Origin of the sequence: Citrobacter sp. UYEF32 (genome assembly GCF_040546205.1) — a bacterium.
Classification (GTDB): domain Bacteria; phylum Pseudomonadota; class Gammaproteobacteria; order Enterobacterales; family Enterobacteriaceae; genus Phytobacter; species Phytobacter diazotrophicus.
This window is the reverse complement of sequence record NZ_JBEPNI010000011.1, coordinates 123,988-136,806: the sequence shown is the minus strand read 5'-3', so window position 1 is coordinate 136,806 and position 12,819 is coordinate 123,988. Positions and strand designations below refer to the sequence as shown.

Sequence of the window (12,819 nt, the reverse complement as noted above, 5' to 3'; positions counted from 1 at the left end):
ATTGTAAAGGGGAACGCGGTGTTCCCCTTTACCCGTTCACGTGTCCGGAGGTGACATTTCGCCATGAACATAAGGTGAACGGAACCCACCTCCCGAGCCGCATATTCCCCTCACCCCAACCCTCTCCCAGGGGGAGAGGGAGAAAACCGGTGGTATCCCGGGTTAGCGAAGCGACATCCGGGATTTTTTTATTTGCGTAATAAACGCAGTGCGTTGGCGGTTACCAATACCGTCGCGCCGGTATCTGCCAGTACCGCCAGCCACAGGCCCGTTATCCCCAGCAATGTTGTTACCAGGAAAATCGCTTTCAGCCCCAGAGCGATAGCAATGTTCTGCCGGATATTGGCCTGTGTGGCGCGGGCAAGATGAATCATCTGCGCCAGTCCGGTGAGGCGGTTATGGGTTAACGCCGCATCGGCGGTTTCCAGCGCCACGTCCGTCCCGCTGCCCATCGCAATGCCTATCGTCGCGGCTTTCATCGCCGGGGCATCGTTAATGCCGTCGCCAATCATCGCCAGCGGAGCATCCTTATTGAGCAAGGTGACTGCGCTCACTTTATCTTCGGGTAATAGCCCGGCGCGGAAGTCCATCTGCAACTCTCCGGCAATGGCGGCAGCGGCACGCGGGTTATCGCCCGTTAACATCACCCCCTCCACGCCCAGGTTACGCAGTGCGGCGATGGCTTCCCGCGCATCCTCTCGCAGGGTATCGCGCAGCGACAGGGAGCCAATAGCGACGCCATCACGAAGGGCGATGATAACCGTTTCCCCCTGGCTTTCGCGGGCATTGATATCCGCCAATAGCGCGCCATCCAGCACCTCTGGCGGCAGCTTATCCGGCGCGCTCAGGCGGATGTGCTGGCCCTCCACCTGTGCTTCAATACCTTTACCTGTCAGCGTGCGCTGTTCGGTAGCCTGCGGCAGCACCCGTTTGCGCGTCCGGGCTTCCTGCACAATAGCCTGCGCCAGTGGATGGGTCGACCCCTGCTCCACGGCAGCGCTCAATGTCAGCAGTGTCTCTTCATTAACCCCGGCAAGTGGATACACGCCGACAACCTGCGGTTTACCGACGGTCAATGTGCCGGTTTTATCAAACGCCACATGCTGGATACGACCGAGTTGTTCCAGCGCTGCGCCGCCTTTAATCAGCGCCCCACGACGTGCCGCCGCTGCCAGGCCTGAGGTAATGGCGGCAGGCGTTGAGATAACCAGCGCGCACGGGCAACCGATCAGCAGCAACGTCAGCCCTTTGTAGATCCACGCCAGCCAGTTTGCCGCGAACAGCAACGGCGGCAGCACGGCGACCAGCAGGGCGATGACCATAATCACTGGGGTATAAATCCGGCTAAAGCGATCGATAAAGCGCTCAATAGGCGCGCGGCGCTCTTCGGCTTCTTCTATCAGCTTGAGGATACGGTCAATGGCACTTTCACCGGGGCGGGAAACCACTTCCAGCGTCACCAGTCTGTCAACGCTGGTCGCCCCTGCAGGAATACTCTCGCCGTTGCTGTGCTCGACGGGCAGGGATTCACCGGTTAATGCGCTTTCATCAAAGCTGGCGAACGGCGTTAAAAGCTTGCCATCAGCCGGTAAACGCCCGCCAGCCGGGACCTCGATAACATCGCCGGGGCGCAATGCCTGAGCACTAACGGTCTGCCGCTCCCCCTTGTGGATGCGCGTGGCGGTGTCTGGTTTTAGCGCCATCAGCGCGCTCACCCCTTTTCGTGCGCGACTGGCCGCCCAACCTTCAAGCCGTTCGCCCACCAGGAACAGCAGCAGCACCATGGCGGCTTCTGCCGTCGCACCGATAAACAGCGCACCGATAGCGGCAACGCTCATCAGGGTTTCGATAGCAAACCAGCTACCGCTGCGCATCAGGCGCAATGCCTGACGCGCAATGGGAAAGAGCCCCACAAGGGTCGTCACGATAAAGGCCGTCTGGCCCAGCGGATGGTTAAACTGCTCCAGCAGCCAACTGATACCCATCAGCACAATCAGGATCAGAAGCGGCATATTTTCCTGCCAGCGCGACGGCGCAGCCGCTTTGGGGGCGTTTTCATCCTGCACGGCGTAACCGGCCTGTTGCACGGCTTTTTCTACCTGCTTGCGGATATCGTTATCGGCAATCACCGTGAGTTTTTCGGTGGCAAAGGCGACCTGCACCTGATTAACCCCGGCTATCTGGCGGACGGCATTTTCCACCTTACGGGCGCAGGCTGCGCAGTCCATCCCTGTCACCAGCCAGCTATAACGTTCGCCGTTGGCGCTTTCGAGGGGCGCATCAGGCGTTTCACAGGGGATGTCGCACGTGCAGGGCGCGGTTTTCTCCGCCAATGGACGAAGTTTCATGGCCGCAAACTGCGGGGGTTTTTTATTATCGAGGGGCGTCATGGCATCCTCCGGTGAATGATAATTTTCTCATTAACCGGAGGATACACTCTGGAGTCGACTCCAGAGTCAAGCGTTTTAAATGTACAGCGAACGCACGATCAGGAAGTGCCCGGCAAAGTAGCAGGCTGCGGAAATCGCGTTATCGGCACGGAAGCGGCGACGGTAATGGCTACCCAGCCAGACGACGTTGCTGATTAGCAGCAGCGCCGCGCCAACAAAGGCAGAGAGCGCCGGGCTGGTGGGACGGAAGAACCACAGCTCACCGGCCAGCCAGACCATCACCAGCGTCATGGCGATAAATGTGCAAACAGGCAAACGCAGCTCTTCCAGACGCGACCAAATCACCGCAATCAGCAGGGCGCCAACGATCAGCAGCACCACCGGCAACGGCCAGAAGAAGGAGAGCGACATCTGCGTGGCAAAATAGATGGTGTAAAGCAGGTGGGCGAGGAAGAAGGCGCCAATGGCGTAGAGCAGTTGCTGGCGCGGCAGTAGGGTTAGCGCATCGCCAATCAGCGAGGCGCACAGCCCGGCAAGCACAAGGTAGCTGATGGCATCAAACATAGGGGCTTGCCAGGCCAGTAATAACAGCAGCAGCAGCGTGACAGGTTTAAATACCCAACGCTGCCAGACAGGCCCACGGTAGGAAGCGTCAACATACAGCCAGGCGGAAAAACAGACAGCAATAAATGACCAAAGCATAATAAGTCCCTGAATCCGTTATTGTATCGCGAGCACCATGCCCACGGCTCTACTAATGAGTTTAGTGGTCGTAGCAGGTGAATGACAATGTTACGGAAGACAGGGGAATCTTAAAAATGTGCCATTTATTTTTTCGCTTTCAGTTTTTTCAGCCAGATAAGCAGCTCAAAAACGCCAAAGACAAAGATGCGAAACTCTTCGAACCGTGTCATTTGCGGACCGTCTTTCGGCAGCGTTTTTTTCATCATCGTCGCCTGAATGGCGTGCATAAACACGGTGAAAAACAGCGCCACGTTGACGAAAATATTGAGCGGTTTAGGAAACGGGGAAAACAGGTTCAGCAGTAAAAATGCCCAGACAAAGAGCATTAACAGCCGTCCCAGATTAATCAGTATGCTCATTTTCCTCTCCTTGTGATTCACGCTGATATAAGCGGTAGGCGACCTGCCCCGCGACTTTCTCCCGGTGCAAATTCCAGCTTGCAGGCACCAGCGGCAGGCCATTCTCTACTTCGCTTTCGACATAGATTAGCGCGCCATTGGCCAGCCAGCCGTTGTTTTCCAGCAGGGTTAAGGTCTCTTCGAGCATCCCTTTGCGAAACGGCGGGTCGACAAACACGATATCATGCGGCGTGCCGCTTTGGGCCAGCCAGGCCAGGGTATTCCCGGTGATCACTTTGCCGTTGGCGGCTTTTAATGTTGCCAGGTTTTGCTGCAATTGCTGGGCGACCCCGCGTTCCATTTCGAGCAGCGTGGCGCTGGCCGCGTAGCGTGACAAGGCCTCTAAGCCCAGCGCGCCGCTGCCGGCAAAGCAGTCGAGACAACGCGCGTCGACCATGGACGGCGCCAGCCAGTTAAATAGGGTTTCGCGCACACGGTCAGTTGTCGGGCGCAATCCGGGGCTGTCCGGCACCGGGAGTTTGCGTCCCCGCCATTGCCCACCAATAATACGTATCTGGCCGGTGGCGGCCCGATTGGGTTTCTTCATGGTCATCGCTTAGCTCATCATTTCGGCCTGCTATTCTAGCGGCGCCCGGCGCGGCGCGAAACCTTAATCCGCAGGCGGTGATGCGAGTTAAGGAAAGTGATAGACTATCTCTCTAATTAACCCTATTTTTCAGCCCTGTTGCGCCAGTACGGGCTGCGCCATGAATAAACCGCGAGGAGTGTAGTCGCAAATGGCAGATGAGAAGAAACGTGGCTTTTTTTCCTGGCTGGGCTTTGGGCAAAAAGATCAGGTAAAAGAAAAAGAAGCGGAGCAGGCAGCCGAAACGCAGCCGCCGCATACCCAGGAAGAGAGCAAAACCTTTGCAGAAGAGGTCGTTGAGGTTACTGAAAAACTGGTTGAAAGCGAAAAGCCACAGCCAGTAGAAGAGGAACCACAACCTGAGGTCGTGGCGCGCGAAGAACTGCCGCTGCCGGAAGAGGTGAGCGAACCGGAAAGTGCCGCGCAAGAGTGGCAGCCGGAGCAGGAGCCTGTCGACGAAGACGCGCCGATCAGCGATGAAGAGCTGGAAGCCCAGGCTCTGGCTGCGGATGCGGCTGAAGAAGCGCTGGTGGTGGTGCCGGTTGACGAACCTGCAGAAGAGGTTGTGGAAGAGGCCGTTGTTGAACAAGAGAAGCCGACCAAAGAGGGTTTCTTCGCGCGACTCAAACGCAGCCTGCTGAAAACCAAAGAGAATCTCGGTTCCGGATTTATCAGTCTGTTCCGTGGCAAAAAAATCGACGATGATCTCTTTGAAGAGCTGGAAGAGCAGTTACTGATTGCCGACGTCGGGGTAGAAACCACCCGTAAAATCATTACGAGTCTGACGGAAGGCGCGTCGCGCAAACAACTGCGTGATGCCGAGGCACTGTATGGTTTGCTCAAAGAAGAGATGGGTGACATCCTTGCCAAAGTTGATGAACCGCTGAATGTTGAAGGCAAAACACCGTTTGTTATTCTGATGGTTGGCGTCAATGGGGTGGGTAAAACGACCACCATTGGTAAACTGGCGCGTCAGTTTGAACAACAGGGTAAATCGGTGATGCTGGCGGCTGGCGACACCTTCCGTGCTGCGGCGGTTGAGCAGTTGCAGGTGTGGGGGCAGCGTAACAATATTCCGGTTATCGCCCAGCATACGGGGGCCGACTCCGCCTCGGTGATTTTCGATGCCATCCAGGCCGCCAAAGCGCGTCATGTGGATGTACTCATCGCCGATACCGCCGGGCGCTTGCAGAATAAAGCGCACCTGATGGAAGAGTTGAAAAAGATCGTCCGCGTGATGAAAAAGCTGGACGAAGACGCACCGCATGAGGTGATGCTGACCATCGATGCCAGCACCGGGCAGAATGCGATAAGCCAGGCCAAACTGTTCCATGAAGCCGTTGGCCTGACGGGTATCACCCTTACCAAGCTGGACGGTACGGCGAAGGGCGGTGTGATTTTCTCGGTAGCGGATCAGTTTGGCATTCCTATCCGCTACATTGGGGTCGGCGAACGTATTGAGGATCTACGTCCGTTTAACGCGGGCGATTTTATAGAGGCACTTTTTGCCCGAGAGGATTAACAATGATTCGCTTTGAACACGTCAGCAAAGCCTATCTCGGTGGGAGACAAGCGTTGCAGGGGGTGACATTCCATCTGCAACCGGGCGAGATGGCCTTTCTGACCGGCCACTCCGGCGCAGGGAAGAGTACCCTGCTCAAGCTTATCTGTGGCATTGAGCGGCCAAGCGCCGGGAAAATCGTCTTTGGCGGGCACGATATTACGCGCCTGAAAAACCGGGAAGTGCCGTTTCTGCGTCGGCAGATCGGGATGATTTTCCAGGATCACCATTTGCTGATGGACAGGACGGTTTATGACAACGTGGCTATCCCGTTGATCATTGCCGGGGCCAGCGGTGACGACATTCGTCGCCGTGTTTCCGCAGCACTGGACAAGGTAGGTCTGCTCGACAAAGCGAAGAGTTTTCCGATTCAGCTTTCCGGTGGTGAACAACAGCGCGTGGGTATTGCCCGCGCGGTAGTGAACAAACCTGCGGTACTGCTGGCGGACGAACCGACCGGTAACCTGGACGACGCCCTTTCCGAAGGGATTTTACGTCTGTTTGAGGAGTTCAATCGTGTTGGGGTCACCGTGTTAATGGCGACGCACGATCTGGGGCTGATTTCCCGGCGTTCGTACCGCATGCTGACTTTAAGCGATGGCCATTTGCATGGAGGCCTGGCGGGTGAATAAGCGTGATGCATTGAATCAAATGCGGCAATTTGGCAGCAAACTGGATCGTTTTCGTAAATCGGCGAGCGGTACCGGTGATGCAGGCCGTAACGCGCCGCGCCGTGGTAAAGGTGCGCCGAAAGTCAGTTCGCGTAAAACCAACGTCTTTAACGAACAGGTGCGTTATGCCTTCCAGGGCGCGTTACAGGACCTGAAAAGCAAACCTTTTGCCACGTTCCTGACGGTAATGGTGATTGCCATTTCCCTGACGCTGCCGAGTGTCTGCTATATGGTGTACAAAAACGTTAACCAGGCCGCCTCGCAGTATTATCCGTCACCGCAAATTACAGTCTATTTCAATAAGGCGCTGGATGACGACGCTGCGGCTCAGGTGGTAGGGCAGCTTCAGGCGGAGCAGGGTGTGGAGAAGGTCAACTACCTGTCCCGTGAGGATGCGCTCGGCGAGTTCCGCAACTGGTCTGGTTTTGGCGGCGCGCTGGATATGCTGGAAGAGAACCCGCTGCCTGCGGTGGCGGTGGTGATCCCCAAGCTCGACTTCCAGAGCACGAATGCGCTAAACACGCTGCGTGACCGTATTTCGAAACTGCACGGTATTGATGAAGTGCGGATGGACGACAGCTGGTTTGCCCGTCTTGCGGCGCTAACCGGGCTGGTTGGTCGGGTATCGGCAATGATTGGTGTGCTGATGGTAGCGGCGGTGTTCCTCGTTATCGGCAACAGCGTGCGTCTTAGCATTTTTGCCCGCCGCGATACGATCAACGTGCAAAAACTGATTGGCGCAACGGACGGTTTTATTCTGCGTCCTTTCCTGTACGGTGGAGCGCTGTTGGGCTTTAGTGGCGCCTTCCTGTCACTGATTCTTTCTGAGATTCTGGTGCTACGGCTCTCCTCTGCGGTGAGCGAGGTGGCGCAGGTATTCGGAACGAAGTTCGATCTGAACGGCCTGTCGTTTGATGAATGCCTGCTGTTGCTGCTGGTGTGCTCAATGATTGGCTGGGTTGCTGCCTGGCTGGCAACTGTGCAACATTTACGTCACTTTACTCCGCAGTAAAAAAAGTCTGATATACTCTTTCCCTGCAATGCAGTATTCCCGTCGCAGGGAAAGCGTATAGCGCATATCTCCTTTCCTTTGCCGCGGTTTTTCATTCTTATGTCACATTTTGTGCCTAATTTATTCACAATCCAGCCTGGAACTTGTGGATAAAATCACTGTCTGATACAAGAGTGGATGCTATTCTCGTTGCTCATTAACGCTGGCATGTGTGTTGCCTGATGGGGACAGACCGCCGCCAGTCGAATGTAATTTGAGAGGATTTGAATGACCAAAGAAATGCAAACTTTAGCTTTAGCCCCTGTTGGTAACCTGGAATCTTATATCCGGGCCGCTAACGCATGGCCGATGTTGACGGCTGATGAAGAAAGGGCACTGGCTGAAAAGCTGCATTACCAGGGCGATCTGGAAGCAGCTAAGAAGCTGATCCTGTCACACCTGCGCTTTGTTGTTCATATTGCTCGTAACTATTCGGGCTATGGTCTGCCGCAGGCGGATCTGATCCAGGAAGGTAATATCGGCCTGATGAAAGCCGTACGTCGCTTCAACCCGGAAGTGGGTGTGCGCCTTGTCTCTTTCGCCGTGCACTGGATTAAAGCTGAGATTCACGAATACGTGCTGCGTAACTGGCGTATTGTGAAAGTCGCGACCACGAAAGCACAGCGTAAGTTGTTCTTTAACCTGCGTAAAACCAAGCAGCGTCTGGGCTGGTTTAACCAGGACGAAGTGGAAATGGTTGCCCGTGAACTGGGCGTGACCAGCAAAGACGTGCGTGAAATGGAATCACGTATGGCGGCGCAGGACATGACTTTCGATATGTCGCCAGATGATGAATCTTCCGATAGCCAGCCTATGGCACCGGTACTCTATCTGCAGGATAAATCGTCTAACTTTGCGGATGGCATTGAAGACGACAACTGGGAAGAGCAGGCAGCTAATAAGCTGACGGATGCGATGCAGGGTCTCGACGAGCGTAGCCAGGCCATTATTCGTGCTCGCTGGTTGGATGAAGAGAACAAAACAACGCTGCAGGAACTGGCAGATCGTTACGGTGTTTCCGCTGAGCGTGTGCGTCAGTTGGAAAAGAACGCGATGAAGAAACTGCGTGCCGCGATCGAAGCGTAACGCTGTGCGTTAAAGAATGGGCCGGGTCAGCGAGAGCTACCCGGCTTTTTGTTTTCTGGCGTTCAGTTTTTTGCTTTCAGGGCCGGGTTTATATAGTCCGGATAAGGCGACGCCACCTCCGGAGTCAGGCAGGCCAGCAAGATCTGGAACGCCGATTCCATCTCTTCTTCCTCCATGGCGGCAAACCCCATCAACAACCCTTTCAACGGCTTATCGCCAGAGTAGTACCGCGACAGTGCCCGCACCAGAACACCTCGTTCATTCGCGCGCCTGGCAAGGGCAACATCATCACACTCTGCGGGCAGTGAAAGCACCAGATGCAGCCCGGCATTGTCGTTATATTCGCTCAGCGCCTCTTTACCCAGCGCCTCGACAATCAGGCTTGCCAGTCGGGCGCGTCGGCGGGCATAGAGCAGACGCATCCGTCGGATATGTGCCGTGTAATGCCCCTCGGTAATAAACTGCGCCAGCGCCTCCTGGTCCAGCAACCGGCCGCCGCGATACAGTTCTGCATGCGCCGTCTTTAACGCCTGCATCAGGGGACGCGGCAACACCAGATAACCCAGACGCAGACCGGGGTAGAGCGTTTTGCTGAATGTCCCGGTGTAGATAACCGGCGCGTCATCTACCAGCCCCTGGAGCGCGGGGATCGGCTGACCGGAAAAGCGAAATTCGCTGTCGTAATCATCCTCAACAATCCAGCTTCCCGTTTGCCGGGCGAGCGCCAGCAGGCGCTGGCGTCGCTCCAGGCTCATGACGCAGCCCAGCGGGTACTGATGAGAGGGGGTTACAAATATCAGCCGGGGTGGCGTGTTTCCGCTCTCCGGTGGCTGCATGCCGGAAAGATCGACGTCGATAGCCTGGAGTTCGACACCGTTCATCTTCAAAACGTTACGAATGCCCCAGTAGGCTGGCTCTTCAATCCATGCGCTATCGCCGGGGTTACACAACATGCGCGATACCAGATCGATGGCCTGGTGAATACCCTCAGTTATCAGGATTTGCCCGGCGCTACAGCGCACGGAGCGGGTAACGCGCAGATATTCCACCAGCGCCTGCTGCAATGCCTGGCTACCGCCTGCATCGCTGTAGGAGAGTTGGCTGGCCTGCGGTTTGCGGCTGATACGTGCCTGGATTTTACGAAACAGGGCATGTGGAAAAGCGCTGACATCGGGCACGCCGGGTAAAAATGCCCCCCACTGGCGTGGGCTGGCGCTGCTTTTTTGCAATAACGCCTGACCGCGTGAGGAAAGATGAGAAGGAAGATCGCCCGCACCGTGTCCGGCTGGCGACAGCGGCGCCGTGAGCAGGCTGTCCGGCACCGTCTGTGCCACAAAGGTGCCGCTTCCGGCACGGGAAACGACATATCCTTCCGCCACAAGCTGTTCGTAAACCGTCAGGACCGTGTTGCGCGAAAGGTGGAGTTCTGCGGCTAAATCCCGGCTCGGCGGCAGGCGGCTTTGCGGGGGCAGGCTCCCTTCGAGGATCGACAGGCGAATCGCGTTATATAATTTCTTATGCAGTTTGCCTTCGGTTTGTTCGTCCAGACGCAACTGCAGTAAATCACACACGAGCGAACGCAAATTGGATCCCTTAATTATTCAAAACTGGTACTCGATTATAGGACCGCTTGTGTCATTGTTGCAAAACAGGGTTGCTGCGAAATGAATCAATGACGGGGGAGTTTAAGGTGAAGAATAACGAATTACATCAACGCCGTTTACAGGCGACACCGCGTGGTATTGGCGTGATGTGCGGCTTCTATGCCGAGAAAGCAGAAAATGCCACTCTGTGGGATGTGGAAGGCAACGAAGTCATCGATTTCGCCGCCGGGATTGCGGTGCTTAATACCGGCCATCGCCATCCTAAAATTGTCGCAGCAGTGGAAAAACAGTTGCAGGCCTTTACCCACACGGCTTATCAGATTGTCCCTTACGAAAGCTACGTCTTGCTGGCGGAACGCATTAACGAACGCGTACCGGTAGAAGGCCCGGCCAAAACAGCCTTTTTCTCGACCGGGGCGGAAGCGCTGGAAAACGCGGTCAAAATCGCCCGCGCCTATACCAAACGTCCTGGTGTGATTACTTTCGGCGGCGGTTTCCACGGACGTACCTATATGACCATGGCGCTGACCGGCAAAGTGGCACCGTACAAAATCGGTTTTGGCCCGTTCCCTGGCTCCATTTTCCATGCGCAATTCCCGAATGCGCTGCACGGCGTCAGTACTGAAGACGCTATGAAAAGCCTGGATCGTATTTTTAAAGCGGATATCGCCCCCGATCAGGTTGCAGCCATTTTACTCGAGCCGGTACAGGGCGAAGGCGGCTTTAATATCGCGCCAGACGACTTTATGCAGGCGCTGCGTAAGTTGTGTGATACCCATGGGATTTTGCTGATTACCGATGAAGTGCAGTCCGGCTTTGCGCGTACCGGTAAACTCTTCGCGGTGGAACATTACAGCGTTAAACCTGACTTAATCACCATGGCGAAAAGCCTGGCGGGCGGCCTGCCGCTGTCAGCAGTGGCGGGGCGTGCGGAAGTGATGGACGCACCCGCGCCGGGGGGGTTAGGCGGTACTTATGCCGGTAACCCGCTGGCCGTTGCCGCTGCGCATGCGGTGATGGATGTGATTGAAGAGGAAAATCTCTGCGAACGCGCGAACCACCTGGGTAAGCATCTGGTTGAAGTGCTGACCAAAGCGAAAGCGGACTGTCCGTACATTGCGGATATTCGCGCCCAGGGTTCTATGGTGGCCGTGGAGTTTAACGATCCGCAAAGCGGTGAACCGTCGGCAGAATTCACAAAACAGGTGCAGGATAAAGCGCTGGCCGCCGGGCTGTTGCTGTTGAGTTGCGGTGTCTACGGTAACGTGATTCGCTTCCTCTATCCGCTGACTATTCCGGAAGTTCAGTTCCGTAAAGCGCTGGATATTATCTACCAGTCACTGACTCACTAATTGACCAGAACAATGGAAGCCGCCGCCTGGCGGCTTTCTTACTCACTGTCATCCGCCTGTTATATAACCTTCAAAATTGTTGTTCCAAATTTCAGAAAATGGGGTATGTTTTAGCAGAGAATGCTGCCAAGACACGGGCGGCATCCGTGCTGGCTACTATCATATTCTTTGCTTATGACCGTCAGCAAAATAATGTGTCGAACAACAACATCACAACAAATGCAATCACCATAAACAATGGGGAATCTCAGGATGAATATGAAGGGTAAAGCGTTACTGGCAGGATGTGTCGCGTTAGCGATGAGCAACATGGCATTCGCGAAAGATATTAAAGTTGCTGTCGTGGGTGCGATGTCTGGCCCGGTTGCGCAATACGGTGATCAGGAGTTTACTGGCGCTGAGCAGGCTGTTGCTGATATCAATGCCAAAGGCGGTATCAAAGGCGACAAGCTGGTTATTACCAAATATGATGATGCGTGCGACCCGAAACAAGCCGTTGCAGTAGCGAACAAAGTGGTTAACGACGGCATCAAATACGTTATTGGTCACCTGTGCTCCTCTTCCACTCAGCCTGCGTCCGATATTTATGAAGACGAAGGTATTCTGATGATTACGCCAGCAGCGACCGCACCTGAGCTGACCGCTCGCGGTTATAAACTGACTCTGCGTACCACCGGTCTGGACTCTGATCAGGGCCCGACGGCTGCAAAATACATTCTGGAACACGTTAAACCGCAGCGCATTGCTGTTATCCACGATAAACAGCAGTACGGCGAAGGTCTGGCGCGTGCTGTGCAGGATGGCCTGAAAAAAGGCGGCGCGAACGTGGTGTTCTTTGACGGTATCACCGCTGGCGAGAAAGACTTCTCCACGCTGGTTGCGCGTCTGAAAAAAGAGAACATCGACTTCGTTTACTACGGTGGCTACCACCCGGAAATGGGCCAGATCCTGCGTCAGTCTCGTGCTGCCGGTCTGCAAACCAAATTCATGGGGCCGGAAGGCGTAGCGAACGTTTCCCTGTCTAACATCGCGGGCGATTCTGCCGAAGGCATGTTAGTAACCAAACCGAAAAACTACGATCAGGTTCCGGCGAACAAACCTATCGTAGACGCGATCAAAGCGAAGAAACAGGATCCGAGCGGCGCGTTCGTGTGGACCACCTACGCTGCGCTGCAGTCTCTGGCGGCTGGCCTGAACCAGTCCTCCGACCCGGCGGCTATCGCAACCTGGCTGAAAGGCAACTCTGTTGAGACCGTTATGGGACCATTGTCCTGGGATCAGAAGGGTGACCTGAAAGGCTTTGAGTTTGGCGTGTTTACCTGGCATGCGAATGGTACCGCGACTGACGCGAAATAAACCCTGACCGTCGCCTTTCG

Annotated in this window: 11 protein-coding genes; 6 read left to right on the top strand and 5 right to left on the bottom strand. The window is 55.4% G+C overall.

What is annotated here, in order from left to right:
* Window positions 1–188: 188 nt before the first annotated feature.
* From zntA to rsmD, 4 genes are all read right to left on the bottom strand, one after another.
* Window positions 189–2,390: a Zn(II)/Cd(II)/Pb(II) translocating P-type ATPase ZntA gene (gene zntA, locus ABIB59_RS24685; protein ID WP_354037406.1), complete on the bottom strand. Its 2,202-nt coding sequence runs from the start codon at window positions 2,388–2,390 to the stop codon at window positions 189–191.
* Between the two features lie 75 nt (window positions 2,391–2,465).
* Window positions 2,466–3,092, bottom strand: coding sequence for a lysoplasmalogenase (locus ABIB59_RS24680; RefSeq protein WP_041851329.1), 627 nt, complete (start codon window positions 3,090–3,092; stop codon window positions 2,466–2,468).
* A gap of 125 nt (window positions 3,093–3,217) precedes the next feature.
* Window positions 3,218–3,493, bottom strand: a complete 276-nt coding sequence (locus ABIB59_RS24675; protein ID WP_041851330.1) for a DUF1145 family protein — start codon at window positions 3,491–3,493, stop codon at window positions 3,218–3,220.
* Window positions 3,477–4,079, bottom strand: coding sequence for a 16S rRNA (guanine(966)-N(2))-methyltransferase (gene rsmD, locus ABIB59_RS24670; protein WP_354037412.1), 603 nt, complete (start codon window positions 4,077–4,079; stop codon window positions 3,477–3,479). The genes ABIB59_RS24675 and rsmD overlap by 17 nt, the downstream gene beginning before the upstream one ends.
* Window positions 4,080–4,269: 190 nt before the next feature.
* Here rsmD and ftsY point away from each other — a divergent pair, with 190 nt between their 5' ends.
* The 4 genes from ftsY (at window position 4,270) to rpoH (ending at window position 8,487) form a co-directional block, all read left to right on the top strand.
* Window positions 4,270–5,640, top strand: a complete 1,371-nt coding sequence (gene ftsY, locus ABIB59_RS24665; protein ID WP_354037403.1) for a signal recognition particle-docking protein FtsY — start codon at window positions 4,270–4,272, stop codon at window positions 5,638–5,640.
* 2 nt (window positions 5,641–5,642) lie between these two features.
* The gene (ftsE, locus tag ABIB59_RS24660) at window positions 5,643–6,311 is read left to right on the top strand and encodes a cell division ATP-binding protein FtsE (RefSeq protein ID WP_041851332.1); all 669 of its coding nucleotides are present in this window, start codon (window positions 5,643–5,645) and stop codon (window positions 6,309–6,311) included.
* On the top strand, window positions 6,304–7,362 hold the full coding sequence (gene ftsX / locus ABIB59_RS24655) for a permease-like cell division protein FtsX (protein ID WP_354037401.1): 1,059 nt from the start codon (window positions 6,304–6,306) through the stop codon (window positions 7,360–7,362). Before ftsE ends, ftsX begins: the two co-directional genes overlap by 8 nt.
* Before the next feature lie 267 nt (window positions 7,363–7,629).
* Complete coding sequence (gene rpoH, locus ABIB59_RS24650; protein ID WP_041851334.1) at window positions 7,630–8,487, top strand: RNA polymerase sigma factor RpoH; 858 nt, start codon at window positions 7,630–7,632, stop codon at window positions 8,485–8,487.
* Window positions 8,488–8,549: 62 nt separating this feature from the next.
* On the opposite strand, the gene pdxR is transcribed toward rpoH, so the two are convergent.
* Window positions 8,550–10,070, bottom strand: a complete 1,521-nt coding sequence (gene pdxR / locus ABIB59_RS24645) for a MocR-like pyridoxine biosynthesis transcription factor PdxR (RefSeq protein ID WP_354037400.1) — start codon at window positions 10,068–10,070, stop codon at window positions 8,550–8,552.
* A gap of 107 nt (window positions 10,071–10,177) precedes the next feature.
* Here pdxR and ABIB59_RS24640 point away from each other — a divergent pair, with 107 nt between their 5' ends.
* Window positions 10,178–11,443, top strand: coding sequence for a 4-aminobutyrate--2-oxoglutarate transaminase (locus ABIB59_RS24640; RefSeq protein ID WP_354037398.1), 1,266 nt, complete (start codon window positions 10,178–10,180; stop codon window positions 11,441–11,443).
* A gap of 252 nt (window positions 11,444–11,695) precedes the next feature.
* The gene (locus ABIB59_RS24635) at window positions 11,696–12,799 is read left to right on the top strand and encodes a branched-chain amino acid ABC transporter substrate-binding protein (protein WP_335254562.1); all 1,104 of its coding nucleotides are present in this window, start codon (window positions 11,696–11,698) and stop codon (window positions 12,797–12,799) included.
* The last annotated feature ends 20 nt before the right edge of the window (window positions 12,800–12,819 follow it).

What these genes read in the sequence shown, in the direction of transcription:
- zntA (WP_354037406.1), bottom strand. Translation starts at nt 2,390, where the DNA reads ATGACGCCCCTCGATAATAAAAAACCCCCGCAGTTTGCGGCCATGAAA.
- ABIB59_RS24680 (WP_041851329.1), bottom strand. Translation starts at nt 3,092, where the DNA reads ATGCTTTGGTCATTTATTGCTGTCTGTTTTTCCGCCTGGCTGTATGTT.
- ABIB59_RS24675 (WP_041851330.1), bottom strand. Translation starts at nt 3,493, where the DNA reads ATGAGCATACTGATTAATCTGGGACGGCTGTTAATGCTCTTTGTCTGG.
- rsmD (WP_354037412.1), bottom strand. Translation starts at nt 4,079, where the DNA reads ATGAAGAAACCCAATCGGGCCGCCACCGGCCAGATACGTATTATTGGT.
- ftsY (WP_354037403.1), top strand. Translation starts at nt 4,270, where the DNA reads ATGGCAGATGAGAAGAAACGTGGCTTTTTTTCCTGGCTGGGCTTTGGG.
- ftsE (WP_041851332.1), top strand. Translation starts at nt 5,643, where the DNA reads ATGATTCGCTTTGAACACGTCAGCAAAGCCTATCTCGGTGGGAGACAA.
- rpoH (WP_041851334.1), top strand. Translation starts at nt 7,630, where the DNA reads ATGACCAAAGAAATGCAAACTTTAGCTTTAGCCCCTGTTGGTAACCTG.
- ABIB59_RS24635 (WP_335254562.1), top strand. Translation starts at nt 11,696, where the DNA reads ATGAATATGAAGGGTAAAGCGTTACTGGCAGGATGTGTCGCGTTAGCG.